The 22,270-nt window shown below is 68.0% G+C and carries 17 protein-coding genes and 1 pseudogene; 13 read left to right on the top strand and 5 right to left on the bottom strand.

Translation table 11 applies throughout. The annotated features are described in order from the left end of the window. Positions 1-390: 390 nt before the first annotated feature. The 4 genes and pseudogenes from LZ198_RS39850 (at position 391) to LZ198_RS39835 (ending at position 2,431) form a co-directional block, all read left to right on the top strand. Entirely contained in the window at positions 391-849 is a 459-nt protein-coding gene (locus tag LZ198_RS39850; RefSeq protein WP_253977406.1) for a hypothetical protein, read from the top strand. Positions 850-1,033: 184 nt separating this feature from the next. Continuing rightward, entirely contained in the window at positions 1,034-1,336 is a 303-nt protein-coding gene (gene tnpA / locus LZ198_RS39845; RefSeq protein ID WP_253977405.1) for an IS66 family insertion sequence element accessory protein TnpA, read from the top strand. Beyond that, positions 1,312-1,659, top strand: a pseudogene (locus LZ198_RS39840) (IS66 family transposase); the annotation flags it as partial. The gene tnpA and the pseudogene LZ198_RS39840, both read left to right, overlap by 25 nt. Before the next feature lie 79 nt (positions 1,660-1,738). Then, positions 1,739-2,431 carry a hypothetical protein gene (locus LZ198_RS39835; protein WP_253977404.1) on the top strand — a complete coding sequence of 231 codons (693 nt, stop codon included), beginning with the start codon at positions 1,739-1,741 and terminating at the stop codon, positions 2,429-2,431. A gap of 111 nt (positions 2,432-2,542) precedes the next feature. Here LZ198_RS39835 and LZ198_RS39830 read toward each other — a convergent pair whose 3' ends face one another. Both LZ198_RS39830 and LZ198_RS39825 read right to left on the bottom strand, forming a co-directional pair. Further along, on the bottom strand, positions 2,543-2,743 hold the full coding sequence (locus LZ198_RS39830; protein WP_253977403.1) for a hypothetical protein: 201 nt from the start codon (positions 2,741-2,743) through the stop codon (positions 2,543-2,545). Positions 2,744-3,062: 319 nt separating this feature from the next. After that, entirely contained in the window at positions 3,063-4,394 is a 1,332-nt protein-coding gene (locus LZ198_RS39825; protein ID WP_253977402.1) for a PQQ-dependent sugar dehydrogenase, read from the bottom strand. Positions 4,395-4,643: 249 nt separating this feature from the next. On the opposite strand from LZ198_RS39825, the gene LZ198_RS39820 reads away from it, so the two are divergent. The 3 genes from LZ198_RS39820 (at position 4,644) to LZ198_RS39810 (ending at position 6,948) form a co-directional block, all read left to right on the top strand. Continuing rightward, entirely contained in the window at positions 4,644-4,808 is a 165-nt protein-coding gene (locus LZ198_RS39820) for a hypothetical protein (protein WP_253977401.1), read from the top strand. A gap of 238 nt (positions 4,809-5,046) precedes the next feature. After that, positions 5,047-6,348: an AHH domain-containing protein gene (locus tag LZ198_RS39815; protein WP_253977400.1), complete on the top strand. Its 1,302-nt coding sequence runs from the start codon at positions 5,047-5,049 to the stop codon at positions 6,346-6,348. A 3-nt stretch (positions 6,349-6,351) separates the two neighbouring features. Further along, entirely contained in the window at positions 6,352-6,948 is a 597-nt protein-coding gene (locus LZ198_RS39810; RefSeq protein WP_253977399.1) for an imm11 family protein, read from the top strand. Between the two features lie 18 nt (positions 6,949-6,966). On the opposite strand, the gene LZ198_RS39805 is transcribed toward LZ198_RS39810, so the two are convergent. Beyond that, on the bottom strand, positions 6,967-8,619 hold the full coding sequence (locus tag LZ198_RS39805; RefSeq protein WP_253977398.1) for a phospholipase D-like domain-containing protein: 1,653 nt from the start codon (positions 8,617-8,619) through the stop codon (positions 6,967-6,969). A gap of 274 nt (positions 8,620-8,893) precedes the next feature. Between LZ198_RS39805 and LZ198_RS39800 the strand changes: the two genes are divergently transcribed. Continuing rightward, positions 8,894-9,886 (top strand): hypothetical protein, encoded by a 993-nt coding sequence (locus LZ198_RS39800; RefSeq protein ID WP_253977397.1) that lies wholly within the window; start codon positions 8,894-8,896, stop codon positions 9,884-9,886. A 55-nt stretch (positions 9,887-9,941) separates the two neighbouring features. On the opposite strand, the gene LZ198_RS39795 is transcribed toward LZ198_RS39800, so the two are convergent. After that, positions 9,942-11,867, bottom strand: coding sequence for a beta propeller repeat protein (locus LZ198_RS39795; protein WP_253977396.1), 1,926 nt, complete (start codon positions 11,865-11,867; stop codon positions 9,942-9,944). Positions 11,868-12,227: 360 nt separating this feature from the next. Here LZ198_RS39795 and LZ198_RS39790 point away from each other — a divergent pair, with 360 nt between their 5' ends. The 3 genes from LZ198_RS39790 to LZ198_RS39780 all read left to right on the top strand — a co-directional run bounded on the left by LZ198_RS39790 (position 12,228) and on the right by LZ198_RS39780 (position 19,678). After that, complete coding sequence (locus tag LZ198_RS39790) at positions 12,228-14,087, top strand: Hint domain-containing protein (RefSeq protein ID WP_253977395.1); 1,860 nt, start codon at positions 12,228-12,230, stop codon at positions 14,085-14,087. 197 nt (positions 14,088-14,284) lie between these two features. After that, positions 14,285-14,746: a hypothetical protein gene (locus LZ198_RS39785; RefSeq protein WP_253977394.1), complete on the top strand. Its 462-nt coding sequence runs from the start codon at positions 14,285-14,287 to the stop codon at positions 14,744-14,746. A 357-nt stretch (positions 14,747-15,103) separates the two neighbouring features. After that, positions 15,104-19,678 (top strand): DNA/RNA non-specific endonuclease, encoded by a 4,575-nt coding sequence (locus tag LZ198_RS39780; RefSeq protein WP_253977393.1) that lies wholly within the window; start codon positions 15,104-15,106, stop codon positions 19,676-19,678. A gap of 82 nt (positions 19,679-19,760) precedes the next feature. Here LZ198_RS39780 and LZ198_RS39775 read toward each other — a convergent pair whose 3' ends face one another. Next, a complete protein-coding gene (locus LZ198_RS39775) occupies positions 19,761-20,417 on the bottom strand; it encodes an SDR family oxidoreductase (protein ID WP_253977392.1) in 657 nt (218 codons plus the stop codon). Positions 20,418-21,027: 610 nt separating this feature from the next. Here LZ198_RS39775 and LZ198_RS39770 point away from each other — a divergent pair. Further along, a complete protein-coding gene (locus tag LZ198_RS39770) occupies positions 21,028-21,570 on the top strand; it encodes a DUF2378 family protein (protein ID WP_253977391.1) in 543 nt (180 codons plus the stop codon). A 37-nt stretch (positions 21,571-21,607) separates the two neighbouring features. After that, positions 21,608-22,267, top strand: coding sequence for an exopolysaccharide biosynthesis protein (locus tag LZ198_RS39765; RefSeq protein WP_253977390.1), 660 nt, complete (start codon positions 21,608-21,610; stop codon positions 22,265-22,267). The last annotated feature ends 3 nt before the right edge of the window (positions 22,268-22,270 follow it).

Genomic DNA, 22,270 nt, shown 5'->3' with positions numbered 1-22,270 from the left:
TCTTCCAAGGAGGTGGACCACTACCACGCCAACGACAACTACGACGACGCGAACACGTTCGAGCAGGTCAACCCGGTGGGGAGAAATAGTTGTCGCCGCGGGGAACGAGTAGTTGACGCTGAGGAGACAGGAATCGCAGCAGTTGAAAGCCGGGCGGCACAGCGGCTCGTCGCCGTTCCCCGAGGCGCTGCGCACGTGCGCTGTGCGCTATACAGAACACACCGTGGTGACAGGTGGGGCCGTGACGGACGCAACGAAGAAGCTGAGCGTCTCCGGACCGATGCTCTACGAGTGGCGAAAGGGCCGCCCTCGTGCGCAGCCCATCTGGATATATTCGGTCGAGCCCAATGGGCTCATTGCGGTCGTGCCAGCGCCCCCAAGGAGGTCGCCATGAAGGTCTGGATTGATGGGATTGAACGCGCGCCGAAGGAGGTGGCTGCGCGGGAGATTGGCTTTGGCGAGGAGGTTTCTTGGCTGCCAAACTTCAGCTACCGCATATCGCTGGGGCGTCAGGAGTTTTCTGACTTCGTGCGCAAGGAGTTCAATGAGTGGATGGATGAGCTGCGCAGTTCCCCTCCGCGGGGTGATGAGTTTGCCGGGGGAGAGGAAATGCAGAGGCTTGGGTTTCCGATTGTGGAGGAGTTGTATTCGAAGCGAGGAGATGTGTTGGCTCGGTTTTTTGTCGGAAGGCTTTTCCGGGACGTTAGATTTGGATTGCTCGATTTTTCTTGCGGGGAACTCTCCGACGTTGTCTATGTACTGAACTCGATTGAGGGGGCTGAGGCGCTGGTTGATGAGTTTGTGTTTTGGGGGAGATGCTATCGGGCTCCAGCAAAGGCTGCTGACTGAACCGGATTACGTCATCGGCGTGATCTGTGGAGGACAACCGAGCTGGCAGGCTGCTGAAGAAGTCGGTTTTGGGACGGGCGCGCTGCTCCGAGCGGGCCCGGCTCGTCAATGAGAGGTAACCGTCCGGCGAGCGACGTGGCGGGAGGCCTTGCCGGGGTAGCAGTCGTGGTGGACCCTGGCCGGAATGTCGAAGCCGGGTGAGAAGCAGGAGTGGTTGCAGGTCGCCGAGGCGTTCGAGGCGAGCGGGTTGACGCAGGAGGCGTTCTCCGCGCAGAGAGGGCTGAGGCTGAGCACGTTGCAGTCGTGGGTGTACCGGCGCCGACGCCAGCACGCCCGGAAGGCCCCAGCGGTGCGCCTGTTGCCGGTGGAAGTGGCGACCGTCGCGCAGGTGGGGCCCATGCTGCTCGAGGTGGTGCTGGCCAGCGGAGCCCGGCTGCGGTTCCCCGCGGGCGCCGACGGCCGCGCCATCCGCCGAAGAGTCCGCTGAGGCAGTCGCTCTCCTCCGCGACGAAGCAATGGGCGGCGCTGACCCGCTTCGCAGAGGACCCGCGGTTGCCCCTGGACAACAACCGCTCGGAGGCGGCGTTGCGAAAGGCCGCGCTGGGCCGCAAGAACTTCCTCTTCGTCGGACACGAGTCCGCGGGAGAGAATCTCGCGGGCCGCTACGCCCTGGTGGCCACCTGCGAGGCCAACGGCGTCAACCCCGAGGTGTCCCTGGCCGACGTCCTGCTCCGCGTGCAGACACATCCCAACTCCTGCGCACGCCGAGGAGCCAGTCGCAGGACACCAACGGCCCCGCCCTGCTCATGATGAAATCGTGAGGTTCCCGTGAAGATCGATATTCACGCGTTTCATACATTGAACCCATTCAACCAAGAGGAGTGGGTTCATGGTCTGGAAGTGGAATGCGTGTGCAGCACGAGTGGCCTCCTGGCGAGGAGTCCTGGCTTGCGCGGCACTGGGCCTCACGGTCCTGACTCCAGGCCGTGCCTCCGCCGAGCTGCCTATCCTCTCCGTCGGGTTGCTCACGGATCAAGCCATCATCACGGATATCCTCGCTGGCACTGGCCAGATGGGAGCGAGCATTGCCTTTCCGTTCAGATGCACCAAGCAACTGGATGGGCTCGTACTCGAGACCCGGCAGCGCTATACGAACGCCGCCATCAGCGTTGACGCCGCGTACTGGATGTCCGCCTCGAAACGCTACGCGCCGATGGGCGTCGTCATCCAGTTGGGGCTCCACGTCCGCACGGCTTCGTCGGATAGCGAGGACGCAGGCCTGGGTCCCTCCCTCGGACTCAGCCTCACCCGCGACCTCGTCCGACGGATTCGCGACCCGATTGATGCACCTGGCTTGGACAATCTCAAGGCCTTCGCCGGACTGCAGGGCACCGCCGTGATGTCGCCCGCCCATGCACAACTGCAGGTCCCTGTCCGCGTGAGCCTCGGCCTCCAGGCAAGTACCAAGAACCTGCACCTGATGCTCGCGGGGCGTGGGGGATGGGAGGACACGCGCCTGGGGTTCACTCCACGCCCGACCTTCGATGTCACGTTTGGAGTCGGATTCCTCGATTTTCTCTGACCCAAGGTGCGTTGGACGTGCTCGTTTGGGGCTGCTCTCCCTGCGCTGGAGGTTGTAGCGGCGCCCGCGCCGTAGGCGCGGGAGCGCTTCTCTCGACCTACAACTGTAGGATCAGGTGTCGCCGAGTTCGCTGAGGTACTCGCACAGCACCCGAACCACGTCGTCCCCGCGAACCCATCTTCGCCCCGGATACACGTCGTCCTCATGGCAGGCCACGTCCACGCCTCGCTTCGCGCGCCCCCGAGAGAGCACCAGCGACGCATGCGACACAACCGGATGCACGTCGGCGAACGCCGGGTCATGCTTGAGCATGTCGACGAGCCTCCTCATTGCCGCCAGCGCCGGATGAAGCACGCGATAGCGCTCGAGACGCTCGAAAGCACTGTCGACCTTGACCCATTCATCAGCTGCCGCCGTGGCTTGACGCTCCCATGGAGTCCCATGTTCTCGTTCGGGTGGCTCAATGCGAATGGTTTCAGGAGGGGAGACGCTGGCGCCCTTCCATTCAGCTGGGCACGGAGGGCTTTTCGTCGGGCGCCACGTCCGCTGCTCCAAGGGGCCCCAGGGAGTGCTCATCCCCGCGCTTTGCGTTGCTCGGGGCGCGGGGATGGCACCGTGGCCTCCGGATGCGTCATTGCGGTGTGAGCTTGAGCAGCTTGCCGTTGGTGGCGTCGGTGAGCAGGTAGAGGGCGCCCTCGGGGCCCTGCACCACCTCGCGGATGCGCGCGTTCAGGTTCTTGAGGAGGTGCTCCTCGCCCACCACGCGGTCATTGCGCACCATGAGCCGCACCAGCGCCTGGGAGGCCAGGCCGCCGATGAACAGGTTGTTCCGCCACTCGGGGAACAGGGTCCCGGAGTAGATGGTCATCCCCGAGGGGGCAATCACCGGGTCCCAGTAGTACACGGGCTGCTCCATGCCCGGAGCCTGGGGACTCTGGTGGATGGGCGCGCCCGAGTACTCCTCCCCATACCCGATGGTGGGCCAGCCGTAGTCCTTGCCTGCCTCGGTGAGGTTGACCTCGTCGCCTCCCTGCGGACCCATCTCCACCGTCCACAGCCGGTTCTGGCTGTCGAGCGCCGCGGACAGGACGTTGCGGTGCCCCACCGACCAGATCTCCGGCTTCGCCTCCGGGTTGCCCAGATACGGGTTGTCCTGGGGCACGGTGCCGTCGGGATTGATGCGGACCACCTTGCCGAGGTGGCTCTTCACGTCCTGGGCCTGGACACGGCCCGCGAGGATGGAGCGCTCCCCGAGCGTGACGAACAGCTTGCCGTCCGGGGTGAACACCATCCGTCCCCCGGAGTGCAGCGTCGACTCGAGCGTGGGCATCATGCGGAAGATGATCTGGACGTTCTCCACGCGAGGCTGCGCACCGTCCACGAGGCGCGCGCGCGCCACCGTCAGTCCGTTGCCGCCCGTACGAGGCTCGGAGTAGGTCCAGTAGATGCGCTGGCTCTCGGCGTAGTCCGGGCTCACCTCCACGTCGAGCAACCCACCCTGACCGCGTGCGTCCACTGCGGGCAGACCGCTGACCGCGGGGGACTTCGCGCCCTGCTGCGTGACGATGTAGAGCGAGCCGGTGGCCTTCTCCGTCACCAGCATGCGCTGGTCAGGCAGGAAGGCGATCGCCCAGGGGTTCCTGAAGCCCGAGGCAATCTCCGTGACCTGGATGGGCGTCTTCGTCTGGATGGCGGGGGCGCGCGTCTGCCCTGGGAAGGCCGGATTGAACTCGGGCACGTTGGGCGGGCCCTGCGGAACCGGGGGACCGCTGGGGAGCGGATCTTCAGGGACACCCGCGTCGTCTCCAGGGACACCCGCGTCGTCTCCAGGGACACCCGCGTCGTCTCCAGGGACGCCCGAGTCCTGCTGCGAGGTGCCCGAGTCCGATGGCGTGGGTTCTGGATCCTCTCGGCAACCGACCAGGAGGGTGGCGACGATGAGGGGCATTGACAGGATGCGCATGCGACTCACTCCAGAGGGGGAAGGGAGGAACCATCGCGTCCTTTGCGCCGACTGGGAAGGACGCATTACGACCGATGGCGGTCGATGTGCTCCAGCCGCTCTATACCCAGGCCGTGACCCTCATCCCGTTCCGAGAGAGAGGGCCCTGCCGCGAGAGGGAACGGGAGAGGCAGCGGTTGCTTCGACTTTGGAGCGTTAGGGCAGGCAGCCAAGGACACCATTCAGAGAGGCGTGACTGGAGGGAGAGTCATGGCCCTTGACGTCATTTTCGAGCGCTCCACGCATCACAGCCCCGTGCTCGTCGTGGCGCGGTTGCTCATGCCGTCGGTGCTGAGTGTGAAGTGGCTCGAGAGCTTGTCCGAACAGCGCCGGCAGTGCACGAGCGAGTTCCGACTCGCGACTTCAACCCTCTGACCGTGTCAGACTTGACGGCGCAGCTCCACCGTGATTCCGCGAGGCGTTGAGCACAAAGCGGCAGGGGGCTGCTGGTCCTTGCCTTGTGGTCCCGCTGGCTGTGATGCCGGGAGGCGCTGGCTGTGTTGTGTGCGCGGAATCGAGTGCTTTGCACTTGGGAGCTTGCCCTGCGTTGAAGTCGTCAGACCCCAAGGTCAGGATTCGGTGGTCCTGACTTCCAGGGGACGTGGGGGATTCCATGAAGCTCGTTGGCACCGTCGCTCTGATGTGGCTTGTCGCCGGATGCGCGCCAACCCGAGTCGTCCGCCTGGATGTCGGCGCAGGTCAGCAGGTCATTCACAACTCGGTCGAGATGGCTCCGGTCCAGGTGAGCGAAGCCGAGTTCAGGTCGGCCCTCGCGCGACTTCTCCTCGAGCTTCGCCTGGACGTTGCACTCCGCGAGACCGACGAGGTGGACCGGGCGCGGTGGGCGAGGTCGAGGGCACTCCTTGCCACTTCGGACGGAATCGTGGACGCGGGTTCAGCCCCTTCCTTGGAGACGCTGTATTCGCGCGTCTGTCCCGAACAGGACGCGTGCTTGTCCCTGGCGAGCGGGACGGGGCTCATGTTCTCTCGAAAGGACCGGACGCTCATGGCTCTGTCCTTCGCCCTCGACACCGTGTGGGAGAGTGTCGAGGCGGAGGTCGGCAAGACGCTGAACCCGGCGGTGCTCAAGGCCATGGTAACCTCCGTCGCGCTCACCTTGCTCCTCACGATGACCCTCCCCGAGCCGGTCACCAAGGCCCTCGCGGTCGCGTTGACGGCGGCGATGGTTGCCTATCTGGGCGTGGTCCCGGTCTGGGAATTGGGGCGAGGCTTCGTCCAGTTGTGGGACGACGCAGGGAATGCGACGAGCGTCGTCGAACTCCAGTCCATCGGGCACCAACTGGGTCGGGTGTTGGGGACGAACGGGGCACGGGTCCTGGTCCTACTGGTCACCGCGGCGCTTGGCGGAAGAAGCGCGATGGCGGCGCAGGGGCCCAGACTGCCTGGATTTCCCCAGGCGGCGCTGCGCGTGGAGGCGGAGGCGGGAATTCAGCTCGGAGCCGCCCTGGGTGGTGGCGTGACTTCCATCGCGCTGCCGGCTGCGGGCGTGCTCAATGTCGCGCTTGCACCTGGAGCCGTCGCGGTGATGGCGATGTACTCGGAGGGACGCTTCCCAGGAGAGCCGGAAGGCTCGGTTCACCATATCTGCACGAACAAGAACTCCATCTCCGCGGCATCCGGAGGTCCCTGGACTCCATTGTGCGAAGAGGTGTTCTCCCGGGCTGGAATGTCCTTGGAAGATGCCGCCAACAAGGTTCGACTTGGTGGCCACCAGGGGCCTCACTCACGCGAGTACCACGAGGCCATCCTGCGGCGGTTGAACGACGCCCTGGGACGGTGCAGAAACACCGAAGCGTGTCGGGGTCGATTGGTCGAGGAGCTTGCGAAGGTCGCGGACGAGTTGCTGACCCCCGGTAGCGGGCTTCGGCGGCTGATCGTGCCGCATGAGGGATAGACGATGTCCGAAGATGCCTTCTACGACATAGGAATCGCCGACGTCCCACAGTGGGTCCTGGAGCTTCCCGTCCCCGCTGTCGGTGGCGAGTTGGACGACCCGTGGATGTTCGGGGATGGAAGGCGTCTGCCAGACCCCGGAGCGCTGAAGAGCAGGCCGTTCCGCGACGGTCCGCAGCGCTCCTTCTCGGTCGCGAACTCCGGTCGAACACCCATCGCGAATGAGCAGGTCGCGCGACTGCTTCTCCAACTCGCGCCCGACGACGTCCAGGTATTCCCCATCCATGTCGACGGGGCGGACACGCCTCTCTACATCGTCAACGCCACTCGATGCTTTGCCTGCGTCGACGAAGGGACGTCCAAGGAGGTACAGCGCTATCCGCCCGATGGCGCGGCGCCAGAGCGAGCCGGCTCATATCGTGCGATCCTCGGCCTGCGCATCGACCCCGCCAGGGTCGGCGGGGCCCAGGTCTTCCGGATACAGGGATATCCGTCCGCCCTCATCGTCTCGGCCACGGTCAAGGCGGCGCTCGAGCGAGTAGGGAACCTTGGGGTCTGCTTCGAACGCGTGACAGGTCCACACGAACTTGGAGCGACGTAAGCGGCCCCTCGGCCCCCCTCAAATCATGTTCCCCGCGGCCCAGGAGCCCCAGGCGGTGAGGCTCGTGTACGGGACCTGGAGGTCCGCGAGCGTCAGCGGGACGATGCGAACGGAGCCGTCGTCGTCCTTGTCGAGGTTCTCCTCCGCGCGCTCCCGCCACTGGTCGAGGTCCTTGGGCATGCCCCAGTGCTCGAACAGCTCCTCGCGCATGTCGCGCACGAAGTCCCCGTCCTGGATGACGGCGCTGACCTCGGCGTCGAACTGCATGCTGCGGTAGGTCCAGTTGCTGCTCCCGATGAACGCCACCTCGTCGTCGATGAGCGCCACCTTCGAGTGGACGTACGGCGACGCCCCCTGCGTGCCCGTCAGCAGCGGCGAGTACATGCTGAACGACGTGCTCTCGATGTCCGTCACGTGCTCCAGGTACACCCACGTCCCCACCCACGCGTTCTTCGTCTTCCAGTGGAACCCGCGGTTCATGAACTGCGACGCCGGACGGAAGGGCAGGTTGGGCGCACGCCACACCCGCATCAGGCTGTCGTCCCCGTTGCGCAGCTGCTTCTCCAGGTTGGTGATGTAGCTGTCGTTCGACTCCGCCCACATCGACGTCTGGGACGCCGTCTTCAACACGCGCCCGCTCAAGAGCCAGCCCTCGTAGCGCAGGCTGGACTCCGCGATGTCCGACTTCCGCACCGTGTACTTCTTCCCCAGCGTCCCCGCGTACGTGAACTGCGTCATCCGCGCCATCGCGATGGCCCGGAACGCGAAGTTCATCACGTACGCATAGCCGCTGTAGTCCCCCAGCACCGTCTGCTTCGGGTGCGGCACCACGATGATGACCTTCACCCCCCGCGCCGCCGCCGCCACCAGCGCGTCGATGATGCACGGGTCCGTGAGCGCCTGGTTCTCCATGTAGATGTAGTCCTTCGCCAACTGGAAGTACCGCACCAGCTCCGTCCGGATGTCCCGCTCGGCCTTGCCCTGCACGTCCGTCGTCACGAACGTCACCGGCGTCTCTCCGCCACTCCGGTCCGGCGAGCTCGGCGCCTTGGGCGGCTTCCTCCCCGCCCACAGCTCCGACCAGTAATGCCCCACCACCCGGTACACGTCGCCCGTCAGCTTCACCGCCGCGTCGTGCCAGTGGTTCTCCCGGTCGTGCACCGTGGACGACTTGTAGTCCTCGCCCAGGTTCATCCCCCCGAGCAGCACCACCTGCTCCTCCCCCGTGTCGAACAACGCGATCTTCACGTGCAGGCTCGTGAAGGGATGCAGCTTGTTGCCCGCGTACGAGTGGTACTTGAACTCGATGGACCCCTCCGGGAGCTTCCACTTCAGGAGGATGCTCCTCCACCGGTCGATCCACTCCGACCAGTCCTGCCGCCAGAAGTGGTGGTGCGGCACGAAGCACTCCGACTTCCAGCCGTTCCACAGGATGACCTGGACCTTCACCCCCGCCTTCACCGCCGACGACAGCGCCTCTGACAAGGTCCGCTCGTCCTTCCCATCCACCGCGGGCAAGCGCAGGCTCGGGTCCGCCTTCCAGTACGCCAGCCGGATGGAGGCCCCGTTCCCCGCCTCCTCCACGGCGATGATGCGTCGGTGCAACTCCGCGAAGAAGTTGTCACCGTCCAACAGGAAGCGGGCGGTGTCGCAGCTGGTCTCGACGCGCAAGGGAACCTCGGTCGCCCCGGGGCTCGGGCGGGTGGGACGGCACCGACCCTGGGGGATACCCTGGGTCTTCGATGTCTCGGTTTCCCCGTTGTGGTGCAACGCCAGTGCCACGAGTGCTCCTCGCGCGCACGCCATGCCTGGGTGTGTGCTGTGAATGGCTCCGCTCCACGTGACGCGTTCGCGACGGACGCGTCCGCGTCCAGGAAGGACGAGGGGTCGATTGTGTGGGTTTGCGCGGCTCCGGATAATCCCTGGCAGTCCCCGGGGGTGAGCCATGTCACGAATGAAGTGGGCCAGCGCGCTGGCGCTGGGCTGGAGTGTCCTCTCGCTGTCCGCGTGCGAGCAGCCAGCGCCGCCAGACCTCTCCCCGGAGCCGGAGGTGGCGACCACCCCTTCGGCGCTGGGCGTCTCCTCGTCGTACCTCGACCTGCGGATGCGCACGGGGACGGGGGTCGCCTCCGGGATGACCTGCGGCTCCGGCAACGAAGTCGCCCCGAGCTGCGCCAGCGGCGCGTCCTCGGACTTCAACTTCCACTGGGTCGCGCCCTATGACGGCGCGTTCACGTTCTCCACCCGGGGCAACGGGACGACATACGACACCGTCGTCCAGGTCACCCGCTGGGTGGACAGCGTCGTGCTCGGCTGCAACGACGACTTCGAGTCCACACCACAGTCCTCCGTCACCGTGAGCCTGGGACAGAACCAGCAGGTCCGCGTGTCCGTGGACGGGAAGGGCGCCTCCTGTGGCAGCTTCCAGCTGGACATCACCGGCGTCCCCTCGACGTGCGGCGCCTGCAACACCCCGCCGAGCGCGTGCCACGACCCCAATGGCTACTGCTACAACGCCGCCTGTCAGTACAATCTGAAGCCCGCGGGCTCCGCCTGCGACGACGGCAACACCTGCACCACGAACGACACCTGCGGCTCCAGCGGCACCTGCCAGGGCACGGCCCTCCTCTGCGACTCGCCGCCGGGCGTCTGCTACCAGGGCACCGGCTCCTGCTCGAACGGCAAGTGCACGTACCTGCGCAGGCCCGCGGGCTCGAGCTGCGATGACGGCGACAGCTGCACCTCCGGAGATGCCTGCACGGCCTCCGGCTTCTGCGCCTCCGGGACCCGCGTCTGCTGCCCCAATGGCACCGCCCCGTGCAATGGCTCCTGCTGCGGCACGGGCTCCTACTGCTCGGGCGGCACCTGCGTGCTGTGCTCCCCGAACGAGCCGTACCTGGTGAAGTTCCCCACCTGTATGGACCAACAGCTCCCCTGAACGGAGCGCGGCCCGGGCCCGGTCCGACGCGGGACCGCGCCCGGGTCGTGGGCCCTCAGCGCCGCCGCAGCACCGCCCCCTGCTCGCCGATGGCCCACGCCGCGCCACCCGCGCTCCAGGCGCCCGCCAGTCCCTGCACGGTGCCGCTCTCCTGGCGCTGCCAGCGCGTCCCGTCGAAGTGCAGCAGGACGCCGCCGTCACCCACGGCCCACACGTCGTCCGCGGCCGAGCCCCAGACATCCCGGAGCGCCGCGCCCCGCGCGCTGGTGGTGTCCACCCGGAACACGATGCCCTCGTAGTGGACGATCAACCCCTGGTCGCCCACGGCCCAGGCGTTCTCGTCGCTCGTGCCCCACACGCCTCGCAGCGTGTGCGCGGGCTCCACGGTGATGGGGACCCAGTCCGCGCCGTTGTAGTTCTCGAACGTCCCCTTCGCGCCCACGGCCCACGCGTACCCCGGCGTCAGCATCCACACGTCGTGCAGCTCCACGTCGCTCCGCCCGGCGTCCAACCAGTTCCGCCCTCGCCACACCGCGCGCCGCCCCTCCGCGCCGACGAGCCATACCTCCGTGAGGCTCGCGCCGTGGATGGCTCGGGCGACCAGCCCCTCCGGCAGCGCGAAGGCCTCCCACTTCTTCCCGTTCCAGCGGTGCGCCTGCGTGCCCACCGCCCAGACCTCCTCGGGGCTCGCCGCCCAGGCGGCGACGATGGGCTCGGGAGGCGCCTCCGCCGCCCGCCACGTCTGTCCATCCCAACGCAGCGCCGCGCCCGTGGTGCCCATCCGACCGAAGACCCAGACCTGGTCCGCCGCGGAGCCGGTGACGACGCTCCAGCTCGCGGCGGGCGCGAGGTCCCGCGTCAACTTGTGCCACCCCGAGGCGTTCCTCACCAGCAGGGTTCCGCGCGCCCCCGACACCCAGACGTGGTCCGCGCCCGTCCCGGAGATGGCGAGCAGGTCCTCCTGCGTTCCCGCGTCCACCACCGACACCGCCTGTCCGTTCCAGTGCAGCAGCGTGCCCAGGTCGCCCACGAACCACACGTCGTTCGCGCCGCTGCCCCAGAGGCCGTGCAGCGGCACGGCGCGCGGTGACTGGAGCGACACCCAGCCGGAGCCCGCCCAGCGGGCGATGGCGCCCGACGCCGTCACCGCGAAGCCCGTGTCCGCGTCCGGCGCCACCCACAGCGCGGTGTAGGCCTCGCCGCTCGCCGCTGCTCCGGGCAGCAGCCCCGCGGCGCTCCAGCCCTGGCCCCGCCACCGCGCCAGGCCCTGCTCCCCCGCGAGCGCCCAGACGTCCCACGGCGCGCGGCTCCACACCGCCGACAGCGTCTGGCCGGCCAGCCCGTCCGCCGGCGCCCAGCCCGTCGCCGTCCGGCGCCACACACGGCCGTTGGGGGCCTCGGTGCTCGGCGCCTGCGTCAGCCAGCCCTCCGTGCCGGAGGACACGCTCAAGCCGCTCACCTGTCCCGCCTGACCCAGTGAGACATGCCCCCAGGTCTGTCCATCCCACCGGGCCAGCTCCGCCGAGTCACCCGCGAGCCAGACATCCTCGCGGCCATTGCCCGAAAGTCGTAAGGGATTGCCGGTGAGTCCCGTTTCACGCAGCCCCCATGTCTGCCCATTCCAGCGCAGCGCGTGGTTCCCGCTCGCGACCCAGACATCGGAGGGCCCCCCGTTCCAGACCGCCTGGAGGGAGTCTCCAGAAGGGATGGGATTGTCCCAGCACCACCCGTCCTGGCCGCACGCTCCCGTGACGGTGGGCAAGGGGCCGGCGTCCGAGCCCCCATCTCCGGGGTTTCCACCATCCGCGCCCCCGTCGGACGCGCCTCCTCCGTCGGGGCCGGAGTCCGGCGTGGCGCCATCGGGGTTTCCACCATCCGCCCCTCCGTCCTCGCGCGTGCTCGCGTCGGGAGCGCCGTCCTCCTCCGTGTCCGAGCAGTGCACCAGCGGCGCCGCGGCGAGGGCCACGACCAGCCATTTCATGGCCAGACGTCCCAACGCCGAGCCCAGGTGTGGGCGTTGACCAATGGACGTTGCAATCATGGGGTCTCCGGAGGAAAGGCAAACTTCTTGGAAACACGTCCGGGTGCTATTGCCATTGAATGTGTTGTCAAATCATTATGCCTGAAAGACTTGTAAGTCCAGATTTTCTGGCGTGGTGAAGAATTGCGCGGAGGGTTGAGGCGGGGGGCTCGCGCGTCACCGGAATGCGACCGGTCCGTCAGTCACCCGCGACGTCTCCACTCCCAGGCCAGGACGAAGCGATCCGGTCACGTCCCCGTGACCGGCCGGGCCGTGTCTGTCGTCATGTCGTCGCCGAGCCGTCGAACCGGAGGAGTCATCATGCACAAGGCAGGAACGAAGCTGTCTCGAATGCTGCCGTTGGCCGGAGTGATGCTGCTGACCGCGGGCTGGAGCAACCCCCTGACGCCCCCGAAGGAGGACCGCGCCAACGCCCAGAGCCTGGTGGAGCGGTTCGACGCGGCGGTGAAGGACACGGGTGTCTTTCGCGTCGACCTGGACCTGGCGAACGACGGGGACTGGCAGTTCCTGGTCGGTCGGCTGACGTCGGCCGGGAAGAGCGAGCGCAACGCGCCGGAGCTGTTCCGTCGCCTGGACTTCATGCGTGAGCGCGCGCTGGCGCGGCAGGCCGCGGGGACGCAACCGGCGAACCTGGTGGAGGGGGCGTGGTGCAACCACTTCCTCAAGTACAGCCAGGACCCGGTCAACTCCAACGGCTTCACCACGTTCTTCCCCGTGGTGGAGGTGGCGTGCAAGGACGGCGCGGACTACGTCTACGCCGACCTCTTCAACTACGACACGAACGTGGCGGAGACCAACTCCGTGCTCGTCTCCTCCGCCTCGGGTGAGGAGTACGGCGGCGGTCTGGCGTTCGACGACGTCCGCGCCCCGGCCACCGTGGCCTCCGGCAAGGGCCGCGTGCTGCGCATGGAGTCGCTGCTGATGGCGCTCGGCGCGGACCTCGACCAGACGTCGTACATCGTCGAGCGCGGCGCGTCGGTGAGCACGCCTCCGACGGTGGCCTTCACCCACCCGCGCAAGGTGCTGGTCAACGCGCCGAACGCGGAAATCTATGCCTGCCAGCTGCGCGGTGGGGCTGACTGCGACTACTCGGTGGCGGGTTACCAGAACGGCTCGCTGGTTCCCTATCCGTCGGTGCCCGCGGGTGTCGCGGCGACCTATCCCACCCTGGCGGGCACGCTGAACCCCGCCGACTACTGGACCTTCGGCGCGCCGTACGACTACGAGAACCTCTACGTCCCCGTGCGCGGCACCGTGAACGCCGGCGCGGAGGGCGGCTTCCAGTGCACGCTGAACAGCGTGTCGCGCGCGCGCATCCAGCTCATCACCAATGTGTCCGGTCGTACCTGCCTCAACCAGACGGAGTTCGTCACCTCCCTGCCGCTGGGGAGCAACGTGACGCCCCTGAACGTGCTCACGAACATGAACCGCCTCTTCAACACGGCGGGCACGGGCACCAGCCCGTCGGACTGCAAGGCGTCCACGGTCGTCAACGAGATGACGCGCTACACCATCACCATCACCGGCAAGGTGCGCTGCAACGGCGTGGAGTTGCCGTTGCTCGTCATCTACCCGAAGGCGAACTCGGGCGTGACGCCGAACATCTATTTCCGCAACAGCTGCATGGCCTCCGGTACGCAGGTGAAGCTGGCGGACGGCCGCGTGGTGCCGGTGGAGGAGGTGCAGATGGGTGACAAGGTCCTCGCCAACGCGCAGGGCACGGCGCTGACCGTCACGGACATCTCCCGCGGCAACGAGGTCAAGCCGATGCTGCGCCTGCGCGACGCCGCGGGCCACGACGCGACGCTCACGGAGATGCACCCGGTCATCATGGCCACGGGCGAGGTCGTCGCCGCCAAGGACCTGCGCGTGCAGGACCAGGTCCGCACCGAGCAGGGCGTCAGCACGCTGACCTCCATCACGAAGGTCTCGCCGGAAGGCCAGCGCGTCTACAACCTGGCCCTGGGCACCGACCAGGAGCTGCTCGCGGTGAAGAAGAACGGCCGCACCCTCTACGCCGGCGGCTTCCTCGTGGGCGACCTGCGCATGCAGGATGCCCTCACCCTGCCCAAGCGTGAGCAGATCTCCATCCTCCAGCGCCTGCCCAAGGCGTGGCACCAGGACTTCCGCAACGGCATCAAGCCGGCGGTCGCCCACTGAAGACGCGTGAACTCCCCGTCACCGTGAGGTGACTGGCGCGTCCGTGCGCTCCTCCGCCCGAGGCGCGCAATCGAGGAGGGGCCCCCGAGAGGACTCGGTGGCCCCTCTTTCTTTTGGACCGCGCGGGTCGCCAGGGATTCCCGGGCTCGTGCGCGCGGGCTCGAACCCGAGCGTGGAACCCATTAGGGTGCGTCGCCATGCGATGCGACCACTGCTCCCGCTCGGAGGCGACGGCCTACGTCGAGCTGAACCACAACGTGGGCATGGTGTTCGCGCGCCGCTCCTACACGACGGCCGCCGAGCTGTGCCGCGGGTGTCTGGGCAAGGCCTTCTGGCACCACACCCTGCGCAACCTCACGCTCGGCTGGTGGGGCACCATCTCCTTCTTCGTGACCTGGTACTACCTGCTGTCCAACCTCGTCACCTACGTGCAGGCCCGCGCGGAGATGGGCCGCTCTCCGCGACAGGCGACGCCCGTCGTGGCCGCCGCCCGGGGCGACGCGGCCCTGCGCATCCTCCAGCCGTTCGAGCACAACGTCCGCATGCAGCTGCGCATGGGCGACGACCCCGCCGACATCGCCCGCGACATGGCCCGCCTCCATGGCGTCGAGGCCGCCGCCGCCCACGCCTTCGTGGAGCAGATTCGCGCCTCCGCCTGACCTCGCCCCACCGCCGCCGCCCTCTCGCTTCGTGAGGATTTCCACCCCGAAAAGGGGGGGCCTCCTCGTGTCCGGCGAGATGGGTGGTTCCAGCGGGGGCGTTGGGTTGCAATCACTCTTCAATCGCTGACGCCCGGCGGTCCCTGTGTGCGCGCGGGTGGCCGCATGGAAAGCCTCCATCAATTCATGGGGTTGCCTTGGGGCGGGCCCGCTCGCCCTCCTTGCCGCCGCGCGCGAGGGATTGGCGGATGCCCCTCATCCGGCAACGAGTTGGGATTCGCGGGAAAAGCCTGGGACGGTTTGCACCCTCCTCCCGATAATCTTTGAGAATTCGTTTCACAAAAGGGGACATTCCAAATGGGTCTTTCACCCACGGGTGGTGGATCGAATACCTCGGGCGCGGGGGCGGCGGAGGCCGCGCGTCGTGCCGAAGCCGAACGTCAACGCGCCGAGGCCGCGCGCAAGGCCGCGGAGGAGGCGCGTCGGGCCGCGGAGGCGGCGCGGCAGGCCGTGGAGGCCGCACGTCAGGCGGTGGAGGCGGCGCGGCAGCAACAGGCCGCCCTGCAGAAGGCCCTGGCGGATGCTCAGAAGGCCGCGAAGGCGCCGGGCCAGACCCCCGAGGGCGCGAAGAAGACGAAGACCGCCGCCGACGCGGCGGAGCTCGCCAACACCCGCGCGAAGGGGAAGCTCACCGCCGCGGAGGCGAAGCTCCAGGGCTCCGAGGCGCTGGCGGCCCTGTCGGGGAAGATGGCGGAGGAGGGCATGCGCACGGCGAACGCGGCCGCCACGCGCGAGAAGAAGACGCCGCCCTTCACGCAGAGGGACCTCGACGGACTCAAGCCGAAGAAGAACGAGCTCGCCTCCGCGTTCGAGAACCCCGCCCGGCTGGCGGAGCTGGAGAGGGTGCTCGGCACCACCGCGTCGCCGGAGGTGGACCGCTCGAAGGGGGGACCGCCCCTCGCCCTGCTCGACTCGGTGGACGGGCGGGACATCGAGGCGGCGCGCAAGCTGGCCGACGGACAGACCTTCACGGACCCGTCGTCCGGCGGGAAGTACCAGGTGAAGAAGGACGCGAAGACGGGCGACCTGACGCTGTCGGACCCGAAGAGCGGGCACACCGTCACCGTGAAGCCGGATGGCGGCTACACGTCCTCGGTGAAGAAGCCCCAGCCGGCGCAGGGCAAGGCCGGTGCGGAGGACCTCACGTGGACGCGGACGGTGGACGCGCGAGGCACGCCCCAGAGCCTCGAGTCGCGCTCGTCCTCCACGAAGCAGGACCCGAAGACGGGCGCGACCACCACCTCCACGACGTCCGCCTACGACATCACGAAGTCTCCTCCGGTGCTGAAGTCGCGCACGGAGGAGCTCCAGATGGAGAAGCCTCCCGCGGAGCTGGCGAACCGGCCCGACGTGCCCCAGGGCCCGGCGACGGTGAAGACGGAGACGCAGTTCGACGCGCGGGGTGTCCAGACGAAGTCGGTGAAGACCACGGAGGTGCACACGCCGGGCTTCGACGCCAAGGCCGTGGGTGACCACGAGGCCGCGCAGCGCCAGGCGCTCGACAACGCGTCCAAGGGGGAAGGCCACCACCAGGCGAACAACCCCGCCACGTCCCTGAAGCCAGGGGGCTCGAGCCTCACCCTCACCGAGGAGACGCGCTACAACGCGAAGGGCGAGCCCGCCGTCACCACGCAGAAGTCGGACTCGGTGCAGCTCAAGGCCGTGCCCAAGGACGCCAACGGCAATGGCATCCAGGTGGTGCGCAACCAGCAGGAGGTGACGCGTGGCCCCAAGGACGCGACCTCCACGGACTCGCTGCCCGCCGTGTCGTCGAAGACGCCGGGCAACGTGACCAGCCGCACCACGGTGACGTCGTACGACCCGGATGGCTCCACGTTCGAGAAGGGACATGCCAGCCGGACGCAGGTGGTGACGCAGGCGTCTGGCACGGTGGATGCCAACGGCCAGCTCCAGATGAAGCACCAGCCGCTGGAGGCGAAGACCCTCCAGGAGGCCGGCGGCAACCGCTGGAAGTACGACCACGCCGGCTTCGAGGTGGATGGCGACGGGAAGCCCGTGAAGGGCAAGGCGCCGAAGACGCTCGACCGGGAGCGCCAGCTTCCGTGGACCCAGGACGTCAAGGAGTTCGCCGTCGACACGTTGACGGACCTGGCCTTGTCGGCCGGCGAAGTCGCCGTGGACACGATGCGCTTCACGAAGGACGTGCTGCTCAAGCCGGTGGACGCGGCCATCGACAAGATGACCGCGCCGGTCGAGGGCGCGCTGGCGGATGAAATCAAGACGCTCAACAGCCCCGGCGACACGCTGACGTTGAGCGGGAACCTCGATGGGAAGGTCGGGCTCAAGGCCGGCATCGACGGGGAGATCGAGGTCGAGATGACCTCGGACGGCAAGTACCAGCTCTCCGCCGAGGTGACGGGCGACGTGGGCGTGGGCGTGGTGGGGTCCGCGTCGCTGTCGGCCGGTGGGCGCATGGAGATGACGTTCGACACGCCGGAGGAGGCGGCGAAGGCGGCCGTCATCCTGGGCAAGGGACCGGCGGCGATCGCCTCGGGGGGCGAGGACCAGAAGTTCATGCTCGACCACCTGACGGCGATGGAGGTGAACCTGGGCGCCGAGGCCGAGGCGGGACTCGGCCTCAAGTTGGGGCCCGCCAATGCGGACCTGTCCGCCAGCATCGGCGCGACGCAGAGCTACCGGGTGGAGTTCGCGAACGGCAAGCCGACGCACCTGGTGAGCACGCTGGAGGTCGAGGGCTCCGCCGGCGCGAGCGTCGCCGCGGGCTTCGGCAAGTTCGGCGGCCAGTACGGCGGCGAGGTCACCGGCACGGTGAGCCTGGAGACGCGCATCCCGCTCGACGCCAGCACGGCGGACCCCAAGGACCTCCTGGCGTTCGTGGCGAGCCCGGCGACGGCGGCCCTCGTGGACTCGGCGGAGACGACCATCTCCATCGAGGGCTCGATGGACCTGGGGAAGGAGGGCAAGTTCTACACCTCCGAGGTCAGCGGCCTGCGCGGTGAGGACCTTCAGAAGGTCATGAAGAACCTCATCGACGGCAAGTTCGACACGGCCTTCGAGGGTGTGCAGTACGAGGAGTCGACCACGACCGGTTCGTACAAGGACCGCGAGCTGGGGTTCGGCGCGAAGCTCGGCGTGGTGGACTTCGAGATCAACGCGCGGCACCGCGACATGACCGCCGAGGGCAGCGGCGCCGAGGGCGGACCCAAGATCGAAGTGGGCGGCGACGGGGACGGTGGGGGCACGTCGAAGAAGAAGAAGCATGGGAGCTCGGGGAGCAGTGGTTCGTCCGGGAGCAGTGGCTCGTCGGGGAGCAGCGGCTCGAATGGCGCGGATGGGAGCAAGCCCACGGGGAGCACGGGAGAGACGGGCACGTCCGCGAAGCCAGGGGACACGTCGAAGACGGGCAATGGGACGCAGCCGGGGACGACGGCGAATACTCCGGCTCCGGAGCAGGGTGCGCGCCCGCCTGCTCCTCGGTTGCCTCCGCAGCAGTTCCGGGTGAACCCCGGCACGGGACAGCTCATCATCGCTCCCGGGCCGCAGAAGCCTCGCGCGGAGAACCCCGGCACGACGGAGACGAGGCCGGCGACTCCGGAGCAGGGGACCGACAACACGGGGAAGGCGCCGGTGCCCGTGGTGCGCAACCCCGCGCTTCCGGGACGCACGACGCAGGTGCGCTACGACGATGGGAAGGTCCGCATCGAGGCGGGCCCGGCCGCGACGAAGGAGGACATCCAGGCCCACATGGAGACGGCGCGCATCCTCCAGCGCTACGAGGGCGCCGTGGGCAAGGTGCGCCAGCTCATCGACAAGGTGAAGCAGGCCATCACCGGTATGCCCGGATACGGAAGCCAGGGCTTCGAGTCACGGCTGGAGGTGAAGAAGCTCTCCGGCATCCTCGAGAGTCTCCAGACGACCCAGGCGCAGCTCGAACAGAGCATCAAGGGGGCGACGAACAGTTCCGTTCCCGCGACGGCGCAGCAGCGTGCGGACTTGGAGAATCGCATCGCGAGTATCGAGAACCAGATTCGCGAACACGCCGCGCAGGTCGACTCAGTGGACAAGGGGCGTGGTCATGTTGCCATGGAGGACACGACCACGCCTGTCGGGGATCCTGCTTCCAGATTGCCTCCCAATGTTCCTCCCTGGGTCGCGACAACGTTGCCCCCAGGGATTCGACCCGAAGACGTTCGAGTCGAGGCGAGCAAGGCCACCACGGGCAAAGTGAATCCAGAGCTGAATCAGCCGAAGCCCAACAGTGCGTATTGGATTGATGGGCGATATCTGTACGTGACGGATGAACGCGGCCGGATTGCTTCGATTGAAGGAGACCTCGTCTATACGAAGAACGGCGTGCGAGACGACGGACTCCAGCTCGAGGGTAGTTTCGAGTTCAACGTCGACGCCAATGGCGAGCGGACGCCCGTCATGACAAGGCCGGGGCCCGACCAGAGCGCGAATGGAGGCACGAGCCCTGGTGACGAGCATCTCAGGTATGACGGAGACCAGGGTGGGCATTTCATCGGTGCCCAATTCGGCGGGCCGCCAGAACTTCTCAACTACTTCCCGCAGACGGTTTATCAGAATGGTTCGGTGAGAAAGAACGAGGAGGACCCGAGAAGCCCCACGAAGCAGAAGCGGGTAGATCGTCACTTCGTCCGCAATTGGTATGAGCTGGAGATGGACTTGGCTCGGTATGTCCGAGACGGGAACACCGTCAGGGTGCGCATCACTCCGGAGTACCTGACTCCAGGGACCAATCGTCCCGATGAGGTTCGCGTGGATGCCACCTTGACGACTCCGACTGGCGAAAAGGCGGAAGGGAATTGGGTCTTCGGGAACTCTCAGCGAAAGAAGCAGCCAATTCCCATCCAGACTGCTTCTCCCTGAGCGGGACGCCACGCTCCAGCATGGTGTGGGCCGACCAACGGAGGGAAGTGTTCTCCCGTGGTCCTCGGGACGAATCGACTCCTCACCGCCCCGCCGCCGCGACCTCTTCCCACAAGCTGTCCCCCTCGAGCACCGCGCCCAGCGGTGCTCGCTTCTCCGCCACGCGCAGCAGCACCGCCGCGAGCTGGTCCAGATGAATGGGGCGCAGCCCGCGCAACGGGCGCAGCTTCGCGAGCACGCCCAACAGCGCGGGCGGGCGGTGGTATTCGCCCTCGAACGCGGGCGGACGCACGATGGTCCACGGGATTCCACTCTCGCGCACCAGCCGCTCCGCCTCCGCCTTCGCCTTCAGGTACGCCCCCACGGGCTTCCCCGCGCCCATCGAGCTGAGCAGCACCAGGTGGTCCACCCCCGCCGTCTTCGCCGCCTCCACCAACTGCCGCGTCGTGCCGATGTCGCTCGTCTCGTACGTGTCCCCGGTCCCGAAGCGCTTGCGCATCGTGCCGATGAGCTGCAGCACCGTCGTGCACCCCTGCATCTGCTTCGCCAGCCCAGGCCCGTCCGCCAGCTCCACCACCGCCTTGCGAGGCCACCCCTTCGCCGGCTCCGTCTCCGCGCTCTTCGGTCGCACGTGCGCGATCAGCGGCACGTCGCGCGCCAGCGCCTGCTTCACCACGTTGCGGCCCGTGGCCCCCGTGGCTCCTGCGACGAAGAGAAGACGCGCGTCCTGTGATGCCATGGTGACTCCCGACGGAAGAGGGGAGCCCTTCTTCAGCACAGCCCCGCCGCGCTGCCCAGCCCTGCCCGTGTCACTGGCCGCTACCGGACGCCCCGGCTTAAGGCACCTCATCCACCCCGACCTCACGCGCGTGTGACAGGTCCGCCAAGAAGAACGCCTCCATCCGCGAGCCCTCCTCCAACACGGTGAAGGACCGCGGGTCGTAGTCGACGGACCCAGCCAGTTCTCCGCGAACGCCTGCTGCATCTGCTTCACCACCGACCCCGTCACGCGCGCGTTCGTGTCCCGCCACACGTCCTCGCGCAGGCCATCCCCGAGCCTCGCGTCGATGGCCAGTCCCTGCAGCTCGTGGTGATTGCGTGCCAGGTTCTCATCCGCCGGCAGCGGAGGGTGCCGGTGTGCCCGTCATCCCGGCGCCTCTAGCCGAGGCTTCACCTCCGCCTCGAAGCCGGTGCCGACCCGTACGCGGCACCACACTCCCCTGCGCGGGAAGGGCCCAGGCGGCTCCCCGGACCGAGGCGGGTGTTCACGGGAGGACGCTTCCGACCCCCCAGGTCGGCAACCTGCCGGATGCGGAAGGCCCCGGCCCGTGGCTAGCATGCCGCCCGCCTTGGACACCCCTGAGCCGCTGGTCTTCCCCCAGAGCTTCGAAGGACTCCTCCGTGCCCTGGGGGACCAACTGGATGACCGCTGCGTCGGTCGCCTCAAGCAGGTGGGGGTGGACCCCAAGGGGCGCCTCGCGCCGGCCTACCCGCTCGAGGTGTGGCTGGGCGCCCTGAAGGTGGCCTCGGAGACGCTGGCCCCGGAGCTGCCGCTGGAGGAGGGCGCCGCCGTCGTGGGGCGCCGCTTCGTCGAGGGCTTCGGCTCCACCCTCATCGGCAGCGCGCTGTTGTCCTCCGTGAGGCTGCTCGGCCCGGACCGGATGCTGGCGCGGATGACGCGCAACCTGCGCACCGGCACCAACTACCTCCAGGCGACGCTGGAGCCGGTGGGGCCCGGGCGCTACGCGCTCACCTGCCAGCCCGTGGTGGTGGCGGGCTTCTACGTGGGCCTCTTCCTCGCGGGCCTGGAGGCGAGCGGCGCGCCCCGCCCCTCGGTGCAGGTCGTCCGTCGAGAGGGCGAGAAGGCGGTATACGACATCGCCTGGGGTTGAGCGGGGGGCGCCAGACCGTGGTAGTCACCGGGCGTCCATGTCCACGCCCTCGTCGACGCCCTCGTCCGCCAATTTCTCCGACACCCAGGTCCAGCTGTCCGCCACGCTGCGCGCGCTGGCGGCGCGCCTGCCCGAGTCGCTCACCGTCCGGGAGTTGATGGAGGCCTGTGGCGAGCAGGGCCTGCTGCTGTTCTGCTGCATCCTCACCTTCCCCTTCCTGCTGCCGGTCTCCGTCCCGGGCGTCTCCACGGTGTTCGGGGCCCTCATCGTCCTCATCGGCCTGGGCGTGATGTTCAACCGCGTGCCGTGGCTGCCGCGCCGGTTCATGGACCGCCGCCTGTCGCGCGTGTCGCTGGCCCCCGCGCTGGAGAAGGGCGCCGACGTGTTCATGAAGGTGGACCGCCTGAGCAAGCCGCGCCTGCTCGCGCTCACCCACGGCGCCAGCACCAACCGCTTCAACGGGTTCATGCTCTTCGTGGCCGGCGTGCTCTTGATGGCGCCGTTCGGCCTGGTGCCCTTCAGCAACACGCTGCCGGCGCTGGCCGCGCTGTTCTTCGCCATCGGCATCCTGCAGCGTGACGGCTACTCCATTCTCGCGGGCCACGCGATGACGCTGGGGACCATGGGCTACTTCGGCGCCCTCATCTACGGCGCCATCCAGGGCGGCCGCGGTCTGGCCAGCCTCATCGGCGGCTGAGCC

It is taken from the genome of Myxococcus dinghuensis, from assembly GCF_024198235.1.
Lineage (GTDB): Bacteria > Myxococcota > Myxococcia > Myxococcales > Myxococcaceae > Myxococcus > Myxococcus dinghuensis.
This window is presented reverse-complemented; position numbering and strand designations above follow the sequence as displayed.

Excerpts from the sequence above, each read along its gene's own strand:
- LZ198_RS39850 (WP_253977406.1), top strand. The coding sequence starts at position 391 with ATGAAGGTCTGGATTGATGGGATTGAACGCGCGCCGAAGGAGGTGGCT.
- tnpA (WP_253977405.1), top strand. The coding sequence starts at position 1,034 with ATGTCGAAGCCGGGTGAGAAGCAGGAGTGGTTGCAGGTCGCCGAGGCG.
- LZ198_RS39835 (WP_253977404.1), top strand. The coding sequence starts at position 1,739 with ATGGTCTGGAAGTGGAATGCGTGTGCAGCACGAGTGGCCTCCTGGCGA.
- LZ198_RS39830 (WP_253977403.1), bottom strand. The coding sequence starts at position 2,743 with ATGCTCAAGCATGACCCGGCGTTCGCCGACGTGCATCCGGTTGTGTCG.
- LZ198_RS39825 (WP_253977402.1), bottom strand. The coding sequence starts at position 4,394 with ATGCGCATCCTGTCAATGCCCCTCATCGTCGCCACCCTCCTGGTCGGT.
- LZ198_RS39820 (WP_253977401.1), top strand. The coding sequence starts at position 4,644 with ATGGCCCTTGACGTCATTTTCGAGCGCTCCACGCATCACAGCCCCGTG.
- LZ198_RS39815 (WP_253977400.1), top strand. The coding sequence starts at position 5,047 with ATGAAGCTCGTTGGCACCGTCGCTCTGATGTGGCTTGTCGCCGGATGC.
- LZ198_RS39810 (WP_253977399.1), top strand. The coding sequence starts at position 6,352 with ATGTCCGAAGATGCCTTCTACGACATAGGAATCGCCGACGTCCCACAG.
- LZ198_RS39800 (WP_253977397.1), top strand. The coding sequence starts at position 8,894 with ATGTCACGAATGAAGTGGGCCAGCGCGCTGGCGCTGGGCTGGAGTGTC.
- LZ198_RS39795 (WP_253977396.1), bottom strand. The coding sequence starts at position 11,867 with ATGAAATGGCTGGTCGTGGCCCTCGCCGCGGCGCCGCTGGTGCACTGC.
- LZ198_RS39790 (WP_253977395.1), top strand. The coding sequence starts at position 12,228 with ATGCACAAGGCAGGAACGAAGCTGTCTCGAATGCTGCCGTTGGCCGGA.
- LZ198_RS39785 (WP_253977394.1), top strand. The coding sequence starts at position 14,285 with ATGCGATGCGACCACTGCTCCCGCTCGGAGGCGACGGCCTACGTCGAG.
- LZ198_RS39780 (WP_253977393.1), top strand. The coding sequence starts at position 15,104 with ATGGGTCTTTCACCCACGGGTGGTGGATCGAATACCTCGGGCGCGGGG.
- LZ198_RS39775 (WP_253977392.1), bottom strand. The coding sequence starts at position 20,417 with ATGGCATCACAGGACGCGCGTCTTCTCTTCGTCGCAGGAGCCACGGGG.
- LZ198_RS39765 (WP_253977390.1), top strand. The coding sequence starts at position 21,608 with ATGTCCACGCCCTCGTCGACGCCCTCGTCCGCCAATTTCTCCGACACC.